This is a genomic window from Syntrophales bacterium, assembly GCA_035363115.1.
Classification (GTDB): Bacteria; Desulfobacterota; Syntrophia; order Syntrophales; family PHBD01; genus PHBD01.
In genome coordinates, this window is the sequence record DAOSEM010000002.1 from 364,187 (window position 1) to 385,182 (window position 20,996).

Annotated in this window: 22 protein-coding genes; 6 read left to right on the plus strand and 16 right to left on the minus strand. The window is 61.8% G+C overall.

What is annotated here, in order from left to right; genetic code table 11:
* Positions 1-351, plus strand: a complete 351-nt coding sequence (locus PLO63_07120) for a cytochrome c3 family protein (GenBank protein ID HOI73904.1) — start codon at positions 1-3, stop codon at positions 349-351.
* Between the two features lie 57 nt (positions 352-408).
* Here the strand turns inward: PLO63_07120 and PLO63_07125 are convergent, their stop codons facing one another.
* The 8 genes from PLO63_07125 to PLO63_07160 all read right to left on the minus strand — a co-directional run bounded on the left by PLO63_07125 (position 409) and on the right by PLO63_07160 (position 8,310).
* On the minus strand, positions 409-1,617 hold the full coding sequence (locus PLO63_07125) for a hypothetical protein (protein ID HOI73905.1): 1,209 nt from the start codon (positions 1,615-1,617) through the stop codon (positions 409-411).
* A gap of 376 nt (positions 1,618-1,993) precedes the next feature.
* Positions 1,994-3,394 carry an FAD-linked oxidase C-terminal domain-containing protein gene (locus tag PLO63_07130; GenBank protein ID HOI73906.1) on the minus strand — a complete coding sequence of 467 codons (1,401 nt, stop codon included), beginning with the start codon at positions 3,392-3,394 and terminating at the stop codon, positions 1,994-1,996.
* Between the two features lie 7 nt (positions 3,395-3,401).
* Positions 3,402-4,076, minus strand: coding sequence for an amino acid ABC transporter permease (locus tag PLO63_07135; GenBank protein ID HOI73907.1), 675 nt, complete (start codon positions 4,074-4,076; stop codon positions 3,402-3,404).
* Positions 4,077-4,399: 323 nt separating this feature from the next.
* Complete coding sequence (locus PLO63_07140) at positions 4,400-5,158, minus strand: amino acid ABC transporter ATP-binding protein (GenBank protein ID HOI73908.1); 759 nt, start codon at positions 5,156-5,158, stop codon at positions 4,400-4,402.
* A gap of 3 nt (positions 5,159-5,161) precedes the next feature.
* A complete protein-coding gene (locus PLO63_07145) occupies positions 5,162-5,839 on the minus strand; it encodes an amino acid ABC transporter permease (protein HOI73909.1) in 678 nt (225 codons plus the stop codon).
* A gap of 108 nt (positions 5,840-5,947) precedes the next feature.
* Positions 5,948-6,706, minus strand: a complete 759-nt coding sequence (locus PLO63_07150) for an ABC transporter substrate-binding protein (protein ID HOI73910.1) — start codon at positions 6,704-6,706, stop codon at positions 5,948-5,950.
* Positions 6,707-6,779: 73 nt separating this feature from the next.
* Entirely contained in the window at positions 6,780-7,853 is a 1,074-nt protein-coding gene (locus PLO63_07155) for an OmpA family protein (protein ID HOI73911.1), read from the minus strand.
* A 43-nt stretch (positions 7,854-7,896) separates the two neighbouring features.
* Positions 7,897-8,310, minus strand: coding sequence for a hypothetical protein (locus tag PLO63_07160; GenBank protein HOI73912.1), 414 nt, complete (start codon positions 8,308-8,310; stop codon positions 7,897-7,899).
* 194 nt (positions 8,311-8,504) lie between these two features.
* Here PLO63_07160 and PLO63_07165 point away from each other — a divergent pair, with 194 nt between their 5' ends.
* From PLO63_07165 to PLO63_07175, 3 genes are all read left to right on the plus strand, one after another.
* The gene (locus PLO63_07165) at positions 8,505-9,293 is read left to right on the plus strand and encodes a glucose 1-dehydrogenase (protein HOI73913.1); all 789 of its coding nucleotides are present in this window, start codon (positions 8,505-8,507) and stop codon (positions 9,291-9,293) included.
* 78 nt (positions 9,294-9,371) lie between these two features.
* Positions 9,372-10,814, plus strand: coding sequence for a 4-hydroxyphenylacetate 3-hydroxylase N-terminal domain-containing protein (locus PLO63_07170; protein ID HOI73914.1), 1,443 nt, complete (start codon positions 9,372-9,374; stop codon positions 10,812-10,814).
* Positions 10,815-10,953: 139 nt separating this feature from the next.
* A complete protein-coding gene (locus PLO63_07175; protein HOI73915.1) occupies positions 10,954-11,043 on the plus strand; it encodes an AURKAIP1/COX24 domain-containing protein in 90 nt (29 codons plus the stop codon).
* A 129-nt stretch (positions 11,044-11,172) separates the two neighbouring features.
* Here the strand turns inward: PLO63_07175 and PLO63_07180 are convergent, their stop codons facing one another.
* The 5 genes from PLO63_07180 to groES form a co-directional block, all read right to left on the minus strand.
* On the minus strand, positions 11,173-11,748 hold the full coding sequence (locus PLO63_07180) for a LemA family protein (GenBank protein ID HOI73916.1): 576 nt from the start codon (positions 11,746-11,748) through the stop codon (positions 11,173-11,175).
* Positions 11,749-11,768: 20 nt separating this feature from the next.
* The gene (locus tag PLO63_07185; protein ID HOI73917.1) at positions 11,769-12,497 is read right to left on the minus strand and encodes a nucleotidyltransferase domain-containing protein; all 729 of its coding nucleotides are present in this window, start codon (positions 12,495-12,497) and stop codon (positions 11,769-11,771) included.
* Positions 12,498-12,535: 38 nt separating this feature from the next.
* Entirely contained in the window at positions 12,536-13,321 is a 786-nt protein-coding gene (locus PLO63_07190; GenBank protein ID HOI73918.1) for a TPM domain-containing protein, read from the minus strand.
* Positions 13,322-13,530: 209 nt separating this feature from the next.
* Complete coding sequence (gene groL, locus PLO63_07195) at positions 13,531-15,210, minus strand: chaperonin GroEL (protein HOI73919.1); 1,680 nt, start codon at positions 15,208-15,210, stop codon at positions 13,531-13,533.
* Between the two features lie 21 nt (positions 15,211-15,231).
* Positions 15,232-15,519, minus strand: a complete 288-nt coding sequence (gene groES, locus PLO63_07200; GenBank protein ID HOI73920.1) for a co-chaperone GroES — start codon at positions 15,517-15,519, stop codon at positions 15,232-15,234.
* A gap of 306 nt (positions 15,520-15,825) precedes the next feature.
* Here groES and PLO63_07205 point away from each other — a divergent pair, with 306 nt between their 5' ends.
* Together PLO63_07205 and PLO63_07210 are read left to right on the plus strand one after the other, a co-directional pair.
* Complete coding sequence (locus PLO63_07205) at positions 15,826-16,833, plus strand: 4Fe-4S binding protein (protein ID HOI73921.1); 1,008 nt, start codon at positions 15,826-15,828, stop codon at positions 16,831-16,833.
* Complete coding sequence (locus PLO63_07210; GenBank protein HOI73922.1) at positions 16,830-18,167, plus strand: FAD-dependent oxidoreductase; 1,338 nt, start codon at positions 16,830-16,832, stop codon at positions 18,165-18,167. Before PLO63_07205 ends, PLO63_07210 begins: the two co-directional genes overlap by 4 nt.
* A 42-nt stretch (positions 18,168-18,209) precedes the next feature.
* Here PLO63_07210 and PLO63_07215 read toward each other — a convergent pair whose 3' ends face one another.
* The 3 genes from PLO63_07215 to PLO63_07225 are packed head-to-tail and all read right to left on the minus strand — an operon-like array spanning position 18,210 to position 20,986.
* Positions 18,210-19,013 (minus strand): ABC transporter ATP-binding protein, encoded by an 804-nt coding sequence (locus PLO63_07215; protein HOI73923.1) that lies wholly within the window; start codon positions 19,011-19,013, stop codon positions 18,210-18,212.
* A 16-nt stretch (positions 19,014-19,029) separates the two neighbouring features.
* Positions 19,030-20,106 carry a branched-chain amino acid ABC transporter permease gene (locus PLO63_07220; GenBank protein HOI73924.1) on the minus strand — a complete coding sequence of 359 codons (1,077 nt, stop codon included), beginning with the start codon at positions 20,104-20,106 and terminating at the stop codon, positions 19,030-19,032.
* Position 20,107: 1 nt separating this feature from the next.
* Positions 20,108-20,986, minus strand: coding sequence for a branched-chain amino acid ABC transporter permease (locus tag PLO63_07225; GenBank protein HOI73925.1), 879 nt, complete (start codon positions 20,984-20,986; stop codon positions 20,108-20,110).
* Positions 20,987-20,996: the final 10 nt, after the last annotated feature.

The window sequence follows — 20,996 nt, forward strand, 5'->3', positions numbered from 1 at the left end:
ATGCTGATGTTGGCTGCCGTGCTGCTGGCTGCGGCGGCCGCGCTGTCCGTCTCGGCTGCGGACCCGGCCTCCACCCCGAAAGCGAAGTTCCTGGCGGACCGGCACCAGGAGCGGGGCGTCACGTGTGACAAGTGCCACAAGGAGAGCCCGCCGAAGGCCGCCGTTCCCACGAAGGTCTGCTTTGAGTGCCACGGCGACTACGACCGGCTCGCGCAGCGGACGAAGCAGGTGGAGCCCAACCCGCATGCATCCCATGAGGGAAATCTGAACTGCGAGGCCTGCCACCACGGCCACAAGCCCCCGACGGATCATTGCGGGGGGTGCCACACCTTTGCCCTGAAGGTGAAGTAGCAGCCTTCCGGCTTTTCGTCAGTCAGGCCGCCCTCTTCGCCGGAGAGGGCGGCTTTTTTATCCTGAATGGGTCGGGAGGATCGTTGTGTCGGGAAGCAGGGCGATCATCACGAGGGCGAGAGCGACGAATCCCAGGGAGACATGGAAAAGGACGCCGAAGCCCGCTCCGAAGGCGACGAGCATTCCCCCCAGGTACGGCATCAGGCAGTACGCCAGGTCCAGCGTGAACAGGGTCATGTTGGTGTTCAGCCCCTGAAACTGCAGGGGCGAGGCGGTAAAGAGCAGGGCGCTCAGGAGGGGCAGGGCGATGCCCACTGACAGCCCGTACAGTCCGGCCAGGCCGTAGTAGACCGAAGGCGTAGCGGCTCGAGGGAGAGCCAGGAGGGAAAGCGCCAGGAGGATCAGCCCGGCTGTCAGCAAGTGCCGCTTGTCGAGCCGGTCGAAGAGAGTGCCACCAAGGACGCGCAAGGCGATCATTGTTATCGTGAAAATCGTGAAGAAAAGGCCTACGTCACCGGCGCGCAGTTCCAGGGACAGGTCCTTCAGGAAATAGAAGAACGTCGCGTGGGCCATGTAGACGAGGAACGTGGCGGACAGAAGCAGGAGCACCGCCGGGATCCGGAAATTTTGCCGGATCTCGGACATGGACGGGCGGCGGAGGAGCGCCCCGTCCATGCTCCGTATGGCCCCGGTCAGGTGCCGGCGCAGGAGAACGAGAAGCCCGATGGCGGCAACGGAAAAGACCGACACGCCCGCATAGAGGTCGGCTTCGCCGCGTACATGGGGCAGGAGTGCCTCGCAGAGTGGCGGGATGACGGCAAAGGGAATCATTGTCGCCACGCCGAGAATGCCGAAGCCCTGGCCGCTCCTCTCCTTCGGGATGAAGTTTACGATGAGGGCGATGGCGGCCGACGTGAGAAGCATGAAGGTCGCACCGTGAACGATCCTGAGGACGATCATGGCCGGGACCGTGACGACCCAGAGGTAGGAGCAGGAGCACAGGATCAGGAGGACCAGCGAAGCCGTCAGGACGGAATACGAGTTGCGCACGTGAAGCCAGGGAAGGACGGCCAGCCGCAGGATGAAGGCCGCCATTGGCTCCAGGCCGACCAGGAAGCCTCTCCAGATGACGGGGATGTCGATGGTTCCCAGGTAGTGGTAAAAGCCGTAGAAGACGCTGACATTGCCGAAGGCCGTCATGACAACCAGGCAGAGCGATAGGAACTCGAAGGTCCAGAGTTTCGGTGTGTTCGTGGAGTTGCCCAAGAATCGAACCTCTTGCCTCTGCCGGCCGCGCCCCCGCGGCTGGACAGTTTTTCCGGGGCGCGGGGGCTGTCGCGGGGGCGTGCCGCCGTCGCGGCCGCTTTTCCGCACGGGCTGTTGAAAAACACCCGTCCGCGGCGTTTCCCTCCTCCTTCGCCATTCGACGTACCGAAAAGGGTACGACTCATGGCTCAGGATTTCGGGGGCCTTGCATCCAGGCGTTTTTGAACAGCCCGCTACAGGCTTTCGGTAGGGATGTTCCTATTGCTCCTCTGGAACCCCCCGGCCGCGCCCCCGTGAACGGCGGCCTTTTCCGGGACACGCGGGGGCTGTCACGGGGCATGCCTCCGTGCATGGCTCGCCGCCGGCGGGAACATCCTCAGGGCAGGGGCGGGAATACCTTTCCCGGGTTCAGGATGCCCTGCGGGTCGAAGAGCGATTTGATGCCCCGCTGCAGGCGGATGCTCTCGGGAGAGAGCTCCAGGGGCAGGTACCTGCTCTTCATCATGCCGATTCCGTGCTCGCCGGAGATCGTACCGCCCATATCCAGCACGCGCTTCAGAATCTCTTCGATCCCCCGGTCGATCCGCTCCCTGGACTCCCGGGTCTCCGCCGTCATGCTCAGGTGCAGGTTCCCGTCCCCGGCGTGGCCGAAGGTGTAGATCCTCATGCCGTAGGTCTCCTCCAGGGGAGGAAGCCGTCGGACGAAGTCGGCGATGCGGCGGATGGGGACCACGATGTCTTCGTGGACATCCACCGGATAGCGCTCCTCGATGCGAAGCGACACGGCTTTTCGCACCTCCCACATGCGCTCCCGGCGCCGCGCGTCCGGTGCCAGCAGCACCTGGTCCGCCCCCGATCCAAGGCAGAGCTCCCCGATCGCCTCGATCTCCCGGGCGATGATCTCCGGGGCGCCGTCCGTCTCGATCAGAAGAAACGCGCCGGCGTCCTTCACACCCTCGAAGGGCAGGAGGTCTCCTACGAGATCGAGGCAATGCCGGTCCAGGAACTCGACGACACAGGGAATGTGGCCGGCGCCGAGAACCGCCCGGATGGCCTCCATGGCGACGGACAGGCTCGGGCAGAGGGACACCAGCGTTGTGATCGCGGGGGGGTGCGGAATCAGCTTGAGGGTAAGCTGCGTGATGACCCCCAGGGTTCCCTCGGAACCGACCAGGAGCCGGGTCAGGTCGTACCCGACCACGCCCTTGCGGGTCCGGACGCCCGTACGGATCAGCTCCCCCGTCGGCAGGACCGCCTCGAGGCCCAGGACATACTCCCGGGTGACGCCGTACTTCACGCAGGAGGGGCCTCCGGCATTCGTGGCGGCGTTGCCTCCGATGGAGCAGGTGTCGTAGCTGGCGGGGTCGGGGGGGTAGTACAGGCCCGCTTCCCGAGCGGCGTCTTTCAGGTCCTTGTTCAGGACGCCCGGCTCGACCATGGCGATGAAGTTGTCCCGGTCGATGGCCAGGATCCGGTTCATCTTTGCCAGGGAAAGGAGTACCCCTCCGTGAATCGGGACGGCCCCGCCCGCCAGGCCCGTCCCGAGCCCCCGAGGCGTGACGGGGAAGCGGAGTTCGTTGGCGAGCTTGAGGAGCGCAGAGATCTGGACGGCGGAGGTCGCCTCCACGACAAGTTCCGGCATGGCGAATGCATCAAGGGTTCCGTCCCTGCCGAAGGGCTCTTTCTTTGCGGGATCCTCGATCACCGTGGCGGGAGCGACGGCCTCCCGGATGCGGGCGACGGTCTCGGGGGAGAGGGGGCGGAAGTCCGGTCCCATGAAGTCCTCAAACGCTCCGGTGCTCGAAGCCCGGGAGGCGCAGCCGTACTTCCAGCGCATGCAGAAGCAGGGTCGCCAGGGTCGTCATCACCAGGTAGCAAAGGCCGACCAGGAGAAACACCTCGGTGAACTTGAAGGAGTCCGAGGCGAGAATCTTTCCCTCTCCCGTCAACTCGATGCAGGTGATCATGTAGGCAAGGGAGGAGTACTTGATCAGGTAGATGATCTCGTTGCCGCAGCCGGGAAGGGCACGGCGCATGGCCTGGGGCAGGATCACCGAGAAGATAGTCTGGGTCCGGGTGAAACCCAGGGAGTGGGCCGCCAGCATCTGCCCGCGCTTGATGGACAGGAGTGCCCCCCGGATGTACTCGGAGTGGTAGGCGGCGCTGCAGAGGGTGAATCCAAGGATCGCCGCGGTGAAGGGGGTCAGGTAGATGTTCCAGTAGGGAAGGCCGAAATACCAGACGAAGAGCTGAACCACCAGCGGAACGCCCCGGAAGATGGTGACGTAGAGGTTGGCCGCAGCGGCGGCGGTCCGGTTGCCGAAGACACGCAGGGTGCCCACGAGGATGCCCAGGAGAAGCCCCAGTGTCGCCGAGGGGACGATCAGCTGGACGCTCATCCGGAAACCCCGGAGCAGGGCCGGCGCCGCCTCATTCTGGATGTAGAGCCATTCTTCCATATTCGTGTTTAATCGAGATGAGACTCTTTCTCACCGTTCATTCGGGCTATGTATATCCCGGCCGCGCCCCCGCGATCATCGGGGGCTGGGACTTCCCGAGTGCGAATTGAGGCTTTTTCGGGGCACCCTGCCGTTGCAGCGCAGCGACCGCAAAGGCAATGTCTGAGCGCTGGAGGCGCGAGTTTTACCTTTGCAGCGGAGCGAGACGTTGCAGGGTCGAAAAAACTCTCCTGAGTACGAGGGAAGATCCAGTCCCGTGTGTCCTCGTAATCGCCGGTCCTGCCGATCTGAAAAGGGCATTCCGTTGCAACAAGCGGTTTCGCTCAGCGGTTATCCGTGTACAGCTCCATGACCTTCGAGCAGAACTCACGGGTCCGCTCGTTTTCAGCGCATCCGAAGATCTTTGCCGGCGGGCCCTCCTCGACGATGAGTCCGTCCTCCATGAAGACGATCTCGTTCGCCAGGGCCTGGGCGAAAGCGATCTGGTGGGTCGCCATGATCATTGTCATTCCGTTTTCCCCAAGGTCCCGGATCACCGCCAGGACCTCTCCGATCAGCTCCGGATCCAGCGCCGAGGTCGGCTCGTCCAGAAGCATCACCTTTGGATCCATGGCCAGCGCACGGGCGATGGAGACGCGTTGCTTCTGTCCGCCGGACAGCTGGGCCGGGTATTTCTGTACATGGTCGCCCAGGCCGACCCGCTCGAGCTCGGCCATGGCGCGGTCGCGGGCCTCGGCCCGGCTCATCCGCCGGACCTTGACGAGGGCGATTTCCACGTTCCGGAGGGCCGTGAGATGGTCGAACAGGTTGAAGTCCTGGAAGATCATCCCCACCTGCTGGCGGTAACGGTGGAGTTCCCGGCCGTGGGCGTGCTTGATTTCCCGGCCTTCCAGCCAGACACGGCCTGCGTCCGGTCGGACGAGGAAATTGATGCACTGGAGGAGCGTGCTTTTCCCGGCGCCGGACGGACCGATGAGAATCTTCAGTTCTCCGTGGCGGATCGACAGGGAAGTCCCCCGGAGAATCTCCTTCTTTCCATAACGCTTCTTGATGCCTTCGACCTTCAGGATCGGTTCTTCCATGGTTCAGAACTCGTGATGGGAATAGCCGGGAATGCGGACCTTTTCCTCCAGGAGCCGGAGCCCCCGGATCCCCACCCAGGTGAGGACGAGGAAGATGAGTCCCGCCGCCGCGTAAAGGGGCATGTGCTGGTAGGTCCGGGTGGCGACGAAATGGGTCCGGGCCATGATCTCCGCCACGCCCAGGGCATAGGTTACGGCGGAGTCCTTCAGAATGATGGAGTACTCGTTCGACCAGCCGGGAATGGACAGACGCAGGGCCTGGGGGAGAATGATGAACAGGATCGCTTTTGCGTCGCTCATGCCGAGGGCCCGGGCCGCCTTGAACTGACCTTCCGACAGGGACAGGATGGCGCCCCGGAATATCTGCGACTGGTAGGCCGCGCTGATGAGACCCAGGACGACGACGGCCACCGTGAAGGCGGAGAGGTTGATGTCCAGGGCCGTACAGAGGCCGAAGTAGAAGAGGAACAGGAAGACGAGGAGCGGGATCCCGCGGAAGAACCAGACATACAGGGCGACCAGGGGCCGCAGCCAGCCGGGGCCGTACACCTGGGCCACGGCCAGGGGAACGGCCAGGCAGAATCCGAATCCCATGGCTCCGAGAACGACCACCAGGGTGACGAAGGATCCTTCCAGGAGGTAGGGCAGGGCGTCCAGGACGGCGAGAAGCGCTTCAGGCATCAAGGTACCGTGGTTCGGGGCGATGTGCCCCCCGTTGACAAACGAACCCTCCCCCGTCGGCAGGACGGGGGAGGGTGAACGGAAGATCCCGGGAAACGATCCGGGATTCTATTTCTTGTTGATATAGGTCTTGACCAGTTCCTTCCAGTAGGGGGTCTTCATGAGCTTCGTCAATCCAGCATTGATCTTGTTCAGGAATGCGGTGTCCTCCTTGCGGACGGCGTAACCGAACTGCTCGTCGGGCATGCCGAAGGTCCCCAGGATTTTCACGGCCTTCTTCTTGCTGATGGCGTCCCTGGCGGGAGCGTCGTCCATGGCGGCGGCGGCGATGCGGCCGTTGAGGACGTCCTCGATGGCCAGAGGCGCGGAGTCATACTGGACAAGCTGGAATTTCAGCCCCTTCTTCTTGATGAGATTTTCATCCATCCACTTGGCTTCCGTGGTGCCGCGCTGGACGCCGATCCGGCTGCCCGCTGCAAGAGCCTGCTCCACCGTCAGCCTGGCATCTTTCTTGGCGACGAGCACCTGCTGGATCTTCCAGTAGGGGATGGAGAAATTGACCTGCTTTTTCCGGGCGTCGGTGATGCTCATCCCGGAGGCGACAATGTCGATCTTCCTGGCCAGGAGGCTGGGGACGATGCTGTCCCAGTCCTGGGGCTGATGCTTGACCTGAAAGCCCTGGTCCTTGGCGATCCAGTCGAGTGCCTTGATGTCGAAGCCGTCGGGAGCGCCTTTTTTGTCTACGTAGGCGAAGGGCGGGAAGTTGGCATCGATGCCGTTGATATAGATCTTTTCCGCACCGACGGCGGGAGAGATCAGGACCAGACAGAGAATTGCGGCGGCAGCCAGCTGCCATGCCTTTTTCATGGAGATCTCCTTTTCTCTTGGGTGTTCGGGAGCCGCCCCGCCGGCGGACCGGAGGGGCGGCTTTTCTGGAAGTCTATTTCTGGACGATGTATTCAACCACCGCGTCCACCCGGCGGTTCTTCTGGCGGCCTTCCTTTGTCTTGTTGTCCGCGATGGGCTGAGTCAGGCCGTATCCCTTGGCGGAGATGCGGTCCTTGTCCACCTTGAACTTGTCCACCATGTACTTCGCGACGGCAGCGGCCCGCCGCTGCGAAAGCTTCTGGTTGTAGGCCTTGCTGCCGACGTTGTCGGTATGGCCCTCGATGACGACCTTGATCTCCGGATGGCGGTTGATCACGTCGGCGAACTTGGCGATTTCGTCATGGTACTTCTTCTTGACGACCCACTTGGCCGTGTCGAACTGGACGTTAATGGTCGCCCGGCCCTTTTCCAGCATTTCCTTCTCGGTCGCCGTCTGTTCCGCCTTGGCTTCTTCCTTCATCTCCTTGACCGGCTCCGGCGGAGGAGGCGGGGGCGGAGGAGGAGCTACGACCTTGGGCTCCGGCGGGGGCGGCGGAGGGGGCGGAGCGGGTTTCTCACCGCCGAACAGGAAGCTCAGCCCAAGGGTGTACTCCAGGTTTTCCATGGTGCTGCCAAAAACGAAGGGTACGCGGACGTCACCCCGCAGGGCCAGCCAGTCGGTCATGAACCACTTCAAGCCGGCGCCGACATCAACCAGGAAGCGGTTTTTATTTCCGACCTCGGAAGGGTAGGAGATGGACTGACCACCGAAGCCTACTGCAAGGTAGGGAACCACTTTGTACTGGGGCATGAGGTACAGCAGACCCTCCAGCCGGTAGTTGAAGACGTTCGTGCTTTCTCTCCTGGCGGCCGCCCAGTTCTGGGCGTCCGTGCTCATGACATTCCAGGGAGCGGAGTATTCGGTTCGAACGTAGTCGAAGACGCCTTCCACACCGATGTACCGGGTGATGTCATAGCCGAACCGGATTCCATAAACGGGGGCATTTTTCAGGTGCTGATCGGAGTTGAAGACGTATCCTCCGATGAAAGGGGTGACTGAAAACGTGCCGGGACGAACCTCTGCCAATCCCGGCGAAGCCGCGGCCAGGACGAGCAGGACGATGAAACCGCATAAAATTTTCTTCATTGCTTCCTCCTCCATTTCATAAACTAATAAGGATGTGAACTGCTCACACAAAAAACATCAATCCCGGACATCGCTTCCCGAACGGCCTCCCTGCGCACGGGAAAGGAATCCGGAATTTTGAATGAAGATGTATGGAAGGTGCGTCAACCGCCGGTTCATGGTCGGGAAAACACCGCCTTCTTCGTCGTATGCCATGGCCGGACCCGCCATACAGGGACTCTGTGTCCGCATCCGCAGAGGATTTGACGTTATCCTGCAGGTTCATCCGGCTGGAGAGATCCCCATAAGGGTAATGTAACAGGGGCTGGATTTCGTTCATGCCCTGCTCGATCGACCGCGGCGGGATGTTCTCGTCGCTGGACGGCTCCTCCATAAAAGGTAATTTGGATACGGAAGCACCATTTCCATGCTCTGAACACGCGGCGATGAGGAACGGAATGCTGGAGACGACGATCATGATGCCGTTCCCTGCGTCGCAGGTTTGAAATTCTTAAACCATCCTCCGGCCTTCCGTCAACCTGAAAAACGTCGGGCGGAGGTTTTGCCCGTCATGGAGATACAGGCGCCGTCTGTCGTTCCACGAGCTTTTCATGGAAAAAAGAATCCATCTCTGTTACGCATTCGCCATCATTTGCAACAATGGAGGTTCTTATGAAGACATTCGATCTGTTCAAGCTCGACGGCAAGGTCGCCCTGGTGACGGGCGGCGGGCGCGGAATCGGAAAGTACATCGCCACGGGCCTGGCCGAGGCCGGTGCGGACGTGGTCATCACCTCGAGAAAGATGAAGAACCTGGAGGCGACGGCCTCGGCATTGGAGAAGGAGACGGGGAGGAACGTCGTTCCCATCGCCTGTGATGTGGCAAAGGAGGAGGAAGTCGAGAAGATGGTCCAGGCGGTGAAGGAACGCTTCGGCCGGATCGACATCCTCGTCAACAATGCCGGGGCTACCTGGGGCGCCCCCACCCTCGACTTCCCCCTGGAGCGGTGGGACCAGCTTTTCAGCGTGAACGTCCGGGGCGTCTGGATGCTGACCCAGAAGGTCGCCCGGATCATGAAGGAGCAGGGGGGCGGCAACATCATCAACATCTCGTCCGTCATGGGTTTCCGCGGCTCGGAAGAGCTGGCCCATCCGGCGGTGCCCTACAATTCCACGAAAGCGGCCATCAATGTTCTCACGATGAACCTGGCGGTGAAACTGGCCCCCTTCAAGATCCGCGTCAACGCCATAGCCCCGGGATTCTTCCGGTCGGACATGATGGCCTACATCGAGAAGCCCGAGTTCAAGGAGGCGCACGACATGGTCCTTCAGGGCATTCCCCTGAGAAGAATCGGGGATGCGGACGACATGAAGGGCCTGGTCGTCTTCCTGGCGTCCGACGCCTCCGCCTACATGACGGGCCACATCGTCGTCAACGACGGCGGCATGATCGCCAAGTAGCGGGAACCCTGCCGGGAGCGAGGGCATCCACTTGCCGGCTGCGGAAATGGCTCCCGCTGACCAAAAGGAGGAAGATCCATGGGCATCATGACGTCACAGCAGTATCTGGACAGTCTGCGGGCCCAGCACCCGTGCATCCATATCGGCGGGGAACGGGTGGAGAACGTGGCCGACAGCCCCTGGTTCTCCATCAGCCTGCGGGAGGCCTGCGCCCAATACGACTGGCCGCATGATCCGGCATTTGAAAAGGACTTTGCGGCCTGGTCGCCCTTCATCGAGGAAAAGGTCAGTTTCTGGACGCACCTGCGCCTGGGCACCGACGAGGTCCGGAAATTGGTGGAAGTGATCAAGCGTAACAATGCCCGGCACTTCTGCTCCATGTGCATGGGCATCGGGCTCTCCGTGATGTGGGCCACCACCTGGGATGTCGACCGGGCTCGGGGGACGAACTATCACGCCAATCTCCGGGCCTTTTTCGAGGAGATCCAGCGGAAGGACCTGCGCTACTGCATGGGGGTCATGGATCCCAAGGGCGACCGGTCGCTCCCGCCCTCCCGCCAGGCCGACCCGGATCTCCATCTGCGGATCGTATCCCGCAGCCGGGAAGGGATCGTGGTGCGGGGAGCCAAGACGCACACCTCCAATGCGCCGCTTACCCATTTCATGTTCGTTTCCCCCTGTCGGGCCCTTGGGGAGGACGATCGGGACTATGCCGTGTCCTTCGTGACGCCGATAGACACCAAGGGGCTTACTCTCATCACCCGGCCGGCCCCGGGCCCCCGGGAGCCGCGGGAGATGGAATCTCCCGTCAGCACGCGGATCGGTTTTGTGGAATGCCTGTCGGTCTTCGATGACGTGTTCATCCCCTGGGAGCGGGTCTTCCTCAGCGGCGAGTGGGAATTCACGGAAAACTTCATCAATTACTTTTCACCCTATGTCCGCATCGCCAAGGGGACCTGCACGTCCGCTCGAATCGACATCCTGGCCGGGGCGGCGGCCCTGGTGGCCAGGATGAACGGGACAGAGAGGGCCGGCCACATCCGCCACAAGATCACCGACATGATGATCGCCTCGGAGATCGGCTGGGGGTGCGTCCTCGGATCGCTGGCCAGTGCGAAAGAGCATCCGAGCGGCATCCCCGTTCCGGACACGGGCATCTCCAACGCCGGCCTCTACCACACGAGGCTGAAATTCATCGAGTTCCTCGGAACGCTCCAGGAGATCGCCGGGGGGATCGTCACGACGATGCCCGTGGAGGCGGACTACCGGAACGAGGCGACCCGCGCCTGGATCGACAAGTATTTGCGGGGGAGTGCGAAATTCACGACGGAAGACCGGATGAAACTCCTCTACTTCATCCAGGACCTGACGGCCTCGCGGTTCAGCGGTTATCTGATGGCCAGTGCCATCTGTGCCGGCGGGACGCCGGAGACGAACCGGGTGGAGGTCCAGCGCAGTTACGATCTGGCCGGGAAAATGGAGAACGTCCGGGCTTTCTGCGGCCTGGGAATGTGCGGCTGAAGGGCTCCGGAACAGGAATAGACGCAGAAAAATCGGGCAGGAGCGGAAAAAGTCGTTGCGTCGCGGGATTCAGCGTGCTATAGGGTGCCCCCGCGTTGACGGGAAGCAATCATTTTATCAAGAAAAACCAGGGGTCAAGATGGGCAGCGTCGTCAAGAAAAGAAGAAGGAAGATCAGCAAGCACAAGTACAGGAAACGCCTCAAGGCCAACCGGCATAAGAAGAGGTAGGCGGCAGGCACCCCGCGGCATGCGGGGGCGGTTGGTGGAGGATGTTGCGATTTCCGGGGGCCGGTGGGAACCCACCGCGCCCCCGGTTTTTTATTTCGGGCCCGTCCGGCGCCTGGCCGCACCTTCCGGTCAGAACTTGACCTGGGGTGTTGCTTTTGCAGCCTCCGGCACCTGGAAGAATGTCGCCGCGTTGAATCCGAACATCCCCGCCAGCAGGTTTGCCGGAAAACTCCGGATGGCCACGTTGTACCTCTGCACGGCCTCGTTGTAGCGCTTGCGCTCCACGGCGATCCTGTTTTCCGTTCCCGCCAGTTCGTCCTGGAGTTTCAAGAAGTTCTGGTTCGATTTCAGGTCCGGATATTTTTCCACCACCACCAGGAGGCGGCTCAAGGCGCCCGAAAGCTCGTTGTTGGCGCTGATTTTCTCGGGGATCGAACCGGCACCGCCCACCCTGGCCCGCGCGTTGGTCACTTCCACGAGGACGCTCTTTTCCTGGGCGGCGAACCCCTTCACCGTTTCCACCAGGTTCGGAATGAGGTCGAACCGGCGCTGCAATTGATTCTCCACCTGTGCCCAGGACGCCTTGACCCCCTCATCCAGGGTTACAAACCGGTTGTAATTCCCCTTGAAGAAGCCATACACACCCACAGCCAGGATGACCAACACCCCGATGGCGACAAACAACGCAATTTTCCCTTTCGACATGTCCTGCCTCCTTTGATGATCTATTCCAGTTTGTCTATGATATCACAAAGTTTACCTACTTCACGCAAGTAGGACTTGAAGAGCGCCAGGGCTTCCGCACCCCGGGGATTCCGGGTGTTTTCACGGATATCGAGGCATTTTTCAAAAATATTCCCGTCCAGACCCGCGGCAACCGCCGTCTCGCGGATCAGTTCCCTCCGGTCCCGGGGGGCGGCGATGCCCTTGAGATACAAGAGAGCCGTGAACAGGGAGAGAAACGCCGTCAGGGAGACCGCAATGAGCCTGGCGAGGGCCTTGTCCTTTCCCTGCGTTTCCAGAAAGCCGGTACGCAGGTGAAGAAGCTTTCCCTTCAGTTCCCGTTCAAGCTGAAGGCGGAGATTCGAACGGTCGAAGGCAAGCCCCCGAAGCACATCCTCTCCGTAAACGGGAACATAGTGGAGTTGCATGTTGAGAAATTCAACGGGATAGCAGTCCAGGGACTGCAGGATCATAGATTTCGTCATGAACAGGGGGATGGCCACCCGGCGCTTGCTCCAGGAGGAGACGATCCCGAAGGCCCGATCCAGGTGGTCGATCCCGGCATCGGTCAAGATCACCAGAAAGTTCAGGTCGGACCGGCCGGGCATATATTCCCCGCGGGCGCCGCTCCCGTAAAGGATGAGTCCCTTGAGATCTTCGCCAAATGCTTTTTTTATGTCGTCCCGGAAGGTCTCGAAGATGTCTTCCGGTCGCTGAGGAATTTTACCCATGCTGGCACCTCCCTGCCGCATCCGTTTCCGGGCCGCGGTTAAAAACCCCGGCCGGCTCCGCCCCCCCCGCTCGATCCTCCGCCGAATCCGCCGAACCCACCTCCGCCGAACCCGCCGAATCCGCCTCCTCCCCGGCCGCTGCCGCTCAACAGGAGGAACAGGATCCAGGGAAGCATCGCCCGTCCCTGGGGGGTCAGCAGCAGGACTGCAATCACCACGACGATCAGGACGACCGTCAGGGGGGACATGCTCTTGCCGGCGGCCGGTGTGGACCGGCGCGAGGCTGCAGCTCCGGGGCGGCCGGTAAGCTGTACGCCCGCATCCTTTGCGATCACCGTCGACACGGCGAACAGGCCGTTGTAAAGCCCCATCCCGTATTCCCCCTGGCCGAGATGAGGGATCATATACTTGTCCATGATCTCTCCCGTCAGGCCGTCCGGGAGGATACCCTCGACGCCGTACCCCGTTTCGATCCGGAGTTTTCTCTCCTTCACGGCCAGGAGGATCAGGACCCCTTTGTCCTGTCCCTTTTTCCCGATGCCCCAGGCCGAATAGAGCCGGTTCGCGTAATCGTTCAGGTCTTCCTCGCCAAGAGCGGGGATGACGGCGACGACCACGGAGGTTCCCGTCTTCTCGAGAACCTCCCGGGCGAGGGATTCCATCCGGGTCCTGTATTGGGCGGGGATGACGCCGGCGAAATCGCTGACCGCCCCTTGGGGGGACGGGAAGGCGGCCTCGGAAAAAACCGCAGGGGGCTCAACCCAGGAGGTGAGCGTCAGGAAAAGAAAAAGAAGAATGCCAAGTCGATATGCTGTCTTCGTCACGGTATCTGCCGGGCGACATCTCTGTCCGGTCAGGGCCTGCAGATTGCGGGATTCCCGCGGGCCCCGATCCCCGGTCACAATTGTGGGACATCATAAGGGATGAGCCGGAAGATGGCAAACGGTTTGTGGGCTGCCACATTGTCTGCGAAAAAAAGCCCTCTCCCGGGAGAGAGGGCTTCCTTTCAAAACGGGACGATCCGGACTCCGGATCAGTAGTCCATGTCATCCATGCCCATGCCGCCCATGCCACCCATTCCACCCATGCCGGGAGGCATCCCGCCGCCGGGCATCGGGGGCATGCCGGCGCCTTTCTTTTTGGGCGCCTCCGCCACCATGGCCTCGGTCGTCAGCATCAGGGCAGACACGGAAGCGGCGTTCTGGAGGGCCAGGCGGGCGACCTTGGTGGGGTCGATGATCCCGGCGCTGAACATGGCCGTGTACTCGCCCGTGTCGGCGTTGAAGCCGTAGTCGCCCTTCTTGCCCTTGACCTTCTCCACCACGACGGATCCTTCGAACCCGGCATTCGCGGCGATCTGCCGAAGGGGTTCCTCGATGGCGCGCATGATGATCTGGAGGCCGTACTTCTCGTCGTCGGGAACCTTGGCCTTCTCGAGAGCCGGCAGACAGCGGAGGAGTGCCACCCCGCCACCGGGCACGACGCCTTCCTCGACGGCTGCCCGTGTAGCGTTGAGGGCATCCTCGACACGGGCCTTCTTCTCCTTCATTTCGATTTCCGTCGCCGCTCCGACCTTGATGAGGGCCACGCCGCCCACAAGCTTGGCGAGACGCTCCTGGAGCTTTTCACGATCGTAATCGGAGGTGGTGACCTCCATCTGGCCTCGGATCATCTTCACCCGTTCCTGGATGGCCTTGCTGCTGCCGCCGCCGTCGACGATGGTAGTGTTGTCCTTGTCGATCTCAATCTTTTTGGCGGTTCCCAGATCCTTCAGCGTCACCGCATCCAGCTTTACACCAATGTCTTCGGAGATGACCTGCCCGCCCGTCAGGATCGCGATGTCCTCCAGCATGCCCTTGCGGCGGTCTCCGAAACCGGGGGCCTTCACAGCAGCAACCTTCAGGGTGCCGCGAATCTTGTTGACGACCAGCGTAGCCAGCGCCTCTCCCTCCAGGTCCTCGGAAACGATCAGCAGGGGCCGCCCGGTGCGGGCCACGGCCTCGAGGACTGGGATCATATCCTTCATGGTGCTGATCTTCTTCTCATAGAGGAGGATGTATGGCTCATCGAGGACGACAGACATCTTGTCGGGGTTGGTGACGAAGTAGGGGGAGATGTAGCCCCGGTCAAACTGCATGCCTTCGACCACGTCCAGGGTGGTCTCCATGCCTTTGGCATCCTCGACGGTGATGACACCTTCCTTGCCGACCTTGTCCATGGCATCGGAGATGATCGAGCCGATGGTGAGGTCGTTGTTCGCGGAGATCGTGCCGACCTGGGTGATTTCCTTCTTATCCTTCACGGTCTTGGAGATCTTCTTCAGCTCTTCCGTCACGATCTGGACGCCCTTGTCGATGCCCCTTTTCAGGGCCATGGGGTTCATCCCGGCGGCCACGAGCTTGGAGCCTTCCCGGTAGATGGCCTGGGCGAGGATGGTTGCCGTCGTCGTGCCGTCACCGGCTGTGTCCGATGTCCGTGTGGAGACCTCCTTCACCATCTGGGCGCCCATGTTTTCGAACTTGTTGTCCAACTCGATCTCCCGGGCGACGGTGACGCCGTCCTTCGTGACGGTCGGGGCGCCCCAGGTCTTGGAAATAAGGACGTTTCGCCCTTTCGGACCCAGGGTGACCTTCACCGCGTTGGCCAGGGTGTCGACGCCCAGCAGAATCCGCTCGCGGGCCTTTACGTTGTATTTGATTTCCTTTGCGGCCATGTTCGTTCTTTCCTCCCGTCCTTATTCGATGATCCCGAGGATGTCTTCCTCGCCCATGATGAGGTACTCCTCCCCGTCGATCTTGACTTCCGTTCCCCCGTAGCGACCGAACAGGATGCGATTTCCTTTCTTGACCTCCGGGACGATCCGTTTGCCCGATTTGTCCATTCGTCCGGGACCAACGGCCACGACCTTGCCCTCCTGCGGCTTTTCCTTGGCGGTGTCGGGGATGATGATTCCTCCCGCTGTCTTTGCATCGCTTTCCACGCGTTGTACAAGGACTCGATCATGCAACGGTCTGACCTTCATGTTCGGATACCTCCTGTTCTTTTGTGATATTTTCGCTTTGCAGGCATGCCTTCCGAGGGGCCCGCCTGCGCATTGAATTCGTCGGTTTCAGCTTTCCCGGAGGTCTGACGGATCCGGGTGATCCGATTCATGGACCGGTATGGGAAATACAGGAATTGAACCGGCGTAATTTATTCATCCGGTGTTGGATGTCAAGGGCTTTGAACATCTTCAGGGTGTTTTGGGCTTCCAACAGGCTTGACACGTCCCGGCATAGGCGATAGGGTCGCTGAAATTACCGAATATGAAGCAGAAAACAGGTTCTTCATGAAGGCATCGACCCGGGCGGTGATCCGGAAGCACGGCTGGCGAATTGATCGCGCACTTCACAACTACGTCTATTTCACTCGGTATCGTCCATACGTACGCCTGAGCCGGATGATGACCCGGGTCGTAAGCACCGCGCCGGGGTGGTTCCGGCCTTCGGCAATGCTGTTCCGGGCCGCCTTCGGCCGGTATCACGCAAAAGTCCTTTCTTCCTCGGAAGCGGTCAAGATTTTCACCCTCCGGGAAGACGTCGGGCTTACAGGGCCGGGAAACCGTCAGATCATTCCCTATGCACATGCCACGGGAATCATCTTCCGGGAGCCCGATTTCATCGCCGTCATGGACTGCCCGTGTCGTGCGGCGAGGGGCGGTGGGGAAGCCTGTGGACCCGTCAGCTGCTGCATCGCAGTCGGCCGGGATATCGCCGAATTCTGGCTTGACCACTGTGGCAGGTACCACCCCCGCCGAATCACCCAGGAAGAGGCCCTGGATCTGATCCGGGACTACCGGAAGAGGGGACACATCACCCAGGCTTTCTTCAAGGTAGCCACCGGGGGGAGCACCGGCGTGATCTGCAACTGCTGTCCCGACTGTTGTGTAAGCCTGGAGGCGTCCAGGAGAGTCCGGAAGTTCGGGGGAAAACTCTCCCAGAGTGCGGGGTCGGGCTATTCGGTCCGGGAAGCCCCGGATCTATGCCGGAATTGCGGAAGCTGCACGGATGTCTGTCCCTTCGGAGCCATGATCCGGCGGGACGGCATCCGATCCTACGACCGGGCGGCCTGCATGGGCTGCGAACTCTGCGTGGAGCATTGCACGTCGGGAGCCCTTTCGTTATACCGGGATCCGGAAAAGCCCCTGCCCCTGGACATGGACTGGGTAAGGGAGCGGATGAAGGAGGGCGGGTCGGACTTCCGGTCCGGCGAAAGCGGTCGGATGATACAGAAAACGGGCAGAACCACAGAAGGAATGGAGAAGGGAATGCACACCCTCGGGGAGAGGCAATCTTGAAGCCGGCAGCCGGACAGGGGAAGGAGTACGATGTCGTCATCGTCGGCTCCGGTGTTTCCGGGGCCGCCGTTGCACGGACCGTGGCGGCGCAGGGCGGACGGGTGCTGCTCCTCGAGCGGGGGGGGCGCGTGAACTGGATGGGGAACACCCTGACGGTCATGCGGGTCCTCGAAAAGTGCGGCCTGACCCGCAGCCGGGAGAATCACCCCGTGACGTTCGCCGATTCCCTGGGCGGCGCCTCCAACCTGTCCGCCGGGTGCGCCATGCCGCCGCCGTTGTTCCTCCTGTCCAGGTATGGGATCGACCTGACCGTTGAGACGGAGGAAGTCCGCCGTGAACTGGGCATCGCCGAACTGCCGGACCGGCTGATCGGCGAAACCAACTTCCGTCTAATGGATGCGGCCGCATCCACTGGTCTTTCCTGGCGGAAAATGGAAAAATTCATCGATCCCGAGAAATGCGTCGAGGGTTGCAGTGACTGCATGCTGGGCTGTCGCCGGGGCGCCAAGTGGACGGCCAGGACCTGGGTGGACGAGGCGGTCAGGCTGGGCGTGAACCTGAAGGCGAACACCCGGGTGGAGAGGGTCCTCTGCGAAGGGGGATCTGCGGTGGGCGTGGAGGGGAAGCGATACGGAAGAACGGTTCGTTATTATGGGAAAGCGGTGGTCCTCTCGGCCGGTATGTCGGACGTCCACCTGCTCCGGCGGGCTGGCATCCGGGAGGCAGGGAAGGGGCTGTGCTGCGACTGGCTCCAGTTCGTCGGCGCGGTCATCCCGGGGATGAGTACCGGTGGCGTCCATCCCATGGCCGTGGGCACCACGGACCTCCATGAGTCCGAGGGGATCATCATCCTGCCGGTTTTCCCCAACTGGTCACAGTTTGCCGTCCTCGTTGCGTCCAAGGGGTTCCAGCACTTCACGAAGCTGCGGGAGTTCCGGAACTACACGGGGATCATGGTGAAGGTTAAGGACGAGACGGAGGGCGAGATCTACCCGGGCGGGTCCTTTTCGAAGCCCATTACCCTGCAGGATCGCAAGCGCCTCGACAAGGGAGTGGACCTGATCCGGAAAGTCTTGAGGAAAGCCGGGGCCCGGGAGGACAGCATCCTGGCGCTGAATCCCATCGGAGCACACCCCTCGGCCTCCTGTCGCATCGGCGAGGTGGTGAACGCCGATCTCGCAACACGAATCCCGAATCTTTACTGCTGCGACGCCGGCGTTCTGCCCCGCGCCATGGGAGCGCCCCTCATCTGGACCCTGGCCGCGCTGGGAAAACGGCTGGGAACCCATCTCGGCCGACGCCTGTCCCTGGGACCCCCGGCCCGTGAAGGCTGAGACGCGGGAGAAAAAACCGGATCCGCCTGGCTCGCGGGGTGTTCACAGCCAGCGCTTCCGCCGCTTGTAGGATTTCACGTCGCGGTAGGAGCGGACCGTCCCCTCTGCCCCCATGCCCAGATAGAATTCCTTTACATCCGGGTTTTCCGCCAGTTCCCCCGCCGGTCCCTCCATGACGATCTTTCCGTTTTCCATGACATAGCCGTAGTGGGCGATGGACAGGGCCATCCGGGCGTTCTGCTCCACCAGGAGGATCGTGGTGCCCTTCTCCTCGTTGATACGGCGAATGATCGTGAAGATCTCCTTCACGACCAGGGGGGCGAGGCCCAGGGAGGGCTCGTCCAGGAGGAGAAGAGAGGGATGGGCCATCAGGGCCCGGCCGATGACGATCATCTGCAGCTCTCCTCCGCTGCAGTAGCCGGCCAGGTTCTTCCGACGCTTCAAGAGCGCCGGAAAGTAGGCGTATACCATGTCCAGATCCTTCCGGTACGGTCCGGGCGGACGGGTGGCCGTGCCGACACGGAGGTTTTCCTCCACCGTCAGGTATTTGAAGGGCTGCCTCCCCTCCAGGACCTGGATAATCCCCTTGCGGGTGATCGTCTCCGGCGACTCATTCTGGACGGGTTTCCCGTCGTAGAGGATCGAGCCGTCGGTAACGCGGCCGTTTTCCGGCTTGAGAAGGCCCGAGACGGCCTTGAGGGTGGACGTCTTGCCCGCCCCGTTGCTCCCCAGGAGGGAGACGATCCGTCCCTTCTCCACGGCGAGGGAGACCCCCTTGAGCACCTGGATCACGTCCGAATAGACCACCGAGATGTTGTTGAGCTGCAGCAGCATGCCGTTGTCCATGATCGTCTCCTCTCCCTCAGTACGAGAACGGCCAGAGGCGGAAACTGGAGCGGACGATCCTCCAGACCTCCGCCAGCCCCCGGGGCTCCAGGAGGATGAAAAGGACAATGGCCAGGCCGAAGGTGAACTCCCGCAGGGGAGCCAGGTTCAGGCCGTATTCCGACAGGAGGCCCATGTTCATGACCAGCTCCGTGACGAACCGGAGGACCTCGTTCAGCCCTGTGATGAAGACCGCTCCGAAGACGGCGCCGGCCATGTTTCCCATGCCGCCGATGATGACCATGGCGATGTATTCCACCGACAGGCCCATGTTGAAGGGTTCCGCCGTGATGCTGACCAGGTAGTAGGCCCACAGGGCCCCGGCGACACCGGCGTAGAAGGAGCTGATCCCGAAGGCCAGGAGCTTGTAGGGGAATACGGGGATTCCCATCCCCTCGGCGGCCCGGTCGTTGTCGCGGATCGCCACGAGCGCTCGGCCGTAGCGGGTACGCATCAGGTTGACCGCCATCCAGATCATCCCGGCCAGGACCAGGAAGATGGCATAGAAGAACGACCGATCCCCGGCGATGGACCACCCCAGAATGTCCGCCGGGGGGACGGTGATGCCCATGGTTCCCTGGGTGACGGACTCCCAGTGGACGAGGACGTATTCGATGATGAACTGGCCCGCCAGCGTGGCGATGGTGAGGTAGAGGCCCTTCAGTCGCCCCGAGGGAATGCCGAAGACCATGCCCACCCCCGCCGCGATCAGGCCCGCCGCCGGGACGGCCGCCAGGAACGGGACGTTCCAGCGGGTGGCCAGGACAGCCGCCGCGTAGGCACCCACGCCGACGAAGGCCCCGTGGCCCAGGGAGATCTGTCCCGTGTACCCGACGAGAATATTCAGGCCCACCGCCGCGATGGCGGCGATGCCCGTCATGTTGAGAACATGCATGAGGTAGGGGGAGGACACGAAGGGGACGGCGACGAACAGGAGAACCAGCCCAATGACGGCCCAGAGGCGGCCGAAATCGGTTTCGAACACCGTCAGTTCCTGGTCGTACCGTTCCCGGTAGTTCCCGCAGGGATGAAAGGACCATTTCCTCGTTTCCATGTCACACCCTCTCGATTTCTTTCAGCCCGAAGAGCCCGTACGGCTTGACCATCAGGATCACCACCAAGGCGATGTAAGGCACCACGTCCTTGAGGGAAGGGGAGAGGTAGCCGCCGGTAAAGGTCTCCAGGAGGCCGATGATGATTCCTCCCAGGATGGCCCCGCCGATGGAGTCCAGCCCGCCCAGGATGACCACCGGGAAGACCTTGAGCCCGATGGCCGACAGGTCGTGGACGTTGATGCCGTTGATGACGCCCAGGACGATGCCGCTCATCCCCGCCACGAGCGCCGCAATGGCCCAGGAGAGGGCGAAGACGCGCTTCACGTGGACGCCCAGGGAGAGGGCCGCCCGCTGGTTGTCCGCCACGGACCGCATGTAGATTCCCTGGGAGGAGAACTTGAAGAAGAGGCCGAAGAGTACGAGAAAAATCGTCCCCACGGCCAGGACGGCGGTGTAGACCGGCGGGACGGAGATGTTTCCCAGGGTGAGCCCCATCCACTCGGGGAGGAAGTCGGGATAGGTGTGCAAGTTCCCGCCCCAGATGAACAGCAGGAGGCCTTTGAACATGGAGGCCAGCCCCACCGTCAGCATGATGACGAAGATGAGCGGCTCCCCGATCAGGGGCCTGAGGAACAACCGCTCGATGACGAAGCCGAGGATAAAGCAGCCTGCCAGGGTCACGAGGAAGGCCAGGACGATGGGCAGCTTGGCCCAGGTCACCAGGGCCAGGAACAGAAAGGCCCCCATGGCCAGGAGTTCCCCGTGGGCGAAGTTGAGCACACTCGAGGATTTGAAGATCATGACGAAGCCCAGGGCCGACAGTCCGTATAGGAAGCCGATGCTCAGGCCGCTGACGAGAAGATGAAGAAAGAAATCCATGACACACCCT

Bases quoted from the DNA above. Each gene is read 5' to 3' on its own strand.
- PLO63_07120 (HOI73904.1), top strand. From the start codon at position 1: ATGCTGATGTTGGCTGCCGTGCTGCTGGCTGCGGCGGCCGCGCTGTCC.
- PLO63_07130 (HOI73906.1), bottom strand. From the start codon at position 3,394: ATGGGACCGGACTTCCGCCCCCTCTCCCCCGAGACCGTCGCCCGCATC.
- PLO63_07135 (HOI73907.1), bottom strand. From the start codon at position 4,076: ATGGAAGAATGGCTCTACATCCAGAATGAGGCGGCGCCGGCCCTGCTC.
- PLO63_07140 (HOI73908.1), bottom strand. From the start codon at position 5,158: ATGGAAGAACCGATCCTGAAGGTCGAAGGCATCAAGAAGCGTTATGGA.
- PLO63_07145 (HOI73909.1), bottom strand. From the start codon at position 5,839: ATGCCTGAAGCGCTTCTCGCCGTCCTGGACGCCCTGCCCTACCTCCTG.
- PLO63_07150 (HOI73910.1), bottom strand. From the start codon at position 6,706: ATGAAAAAGGCATGGCAGCTGGCTGCCGCCGCAATTCTCTGTCTGGTC.
- PLO63_07155 (HOI73911.1), bottom strand. From the start codon at position 7,853: ATGAAGAAAATTTTATGCGGTTTCATCGTCCTGCTCGTCCTGGCCGCG.
- PLO63_07160 (HOI73912.1), bottom strand. From the start codon at position 8,310: ATGATCGTCGTCTCCAGCATTCCGTTCCTCATCGCCGCGTGTTCAGAG.
- PLO63_07165 (HOI73913.1), top strand. From the start codon at position 8,505: ATGAAGACATTCGATCTGTTCAAGCTCGACGGCAAGGTCGCCCTGGTG.
- PLO63_07170 (HOI73914.1), top strand. From the start codon at position 9,372: ATGGGCATCATGACGTCACAGCAGTATCTGGACAGTCTGCGGGCCCAG.
- PLO63_07175 (HOI73915.1), top strand. From the start codon at position 10,954: ATGGGCAGCGTCGTCAAGAAAAGAAGAAGGAAGATCAGCAAGCACAAG.
- PLO63_07180 (HOI73916.1), bottom strand. From the start codon at position 11,748: ATGTCGAAAGGGAAAATTGCGTTGTTTGTCGCCATCGGGGTGTTGGTC.
- PLO63_07185 (HOI73917.1), bottom strand. From the start codon at position 12,497: ATGGGTAAAATTCCTCAGCGACCGGAAGACATCTTCGAGACCTTCCGG.
- groL (HOI73919.1), bottom strand. From the start codon at position 15,210: ATGGCCGCAAAGGAAATCAAATACAACGTAAAGGCCCGCGAGCGGATT.
- groES (HOI73920.1), bottom strand. From the start codon at position 15,519: ATGAAGGTCAGACCGTTGCATGATCGAGTCCTTGTACAACGCGTGGAA.
- PLO63_07205 (HOI73921.1), top strand. From the start codon at position 15,826: ATGAAGGCATCGACCCGGGCGGTGATCCGGAAGCACGGCTGGCGAATT.
- PLO63_07215 (HOI73923.1), bottom strand. From the start codon at position 19,013: ATGGACAACGGCATGCTGCTGCAGCTCAACAACATCTCGGTGGTCTAT.
- PLO63_07220 (HOI73924.1), bottom strand. From the start codon at position 20,106: ATGGAAACGAGGAAATGGTCCTTTCATCCCTGCGGGAACTACCGGGAA.
- PLO63_07225 (HOI73925.1), bottom strand. From the start codon at position 20,986: ATGGATTTCTTTCTTCATCTTCTCGTCAGCGGCCTGAGCATCGGCTTC.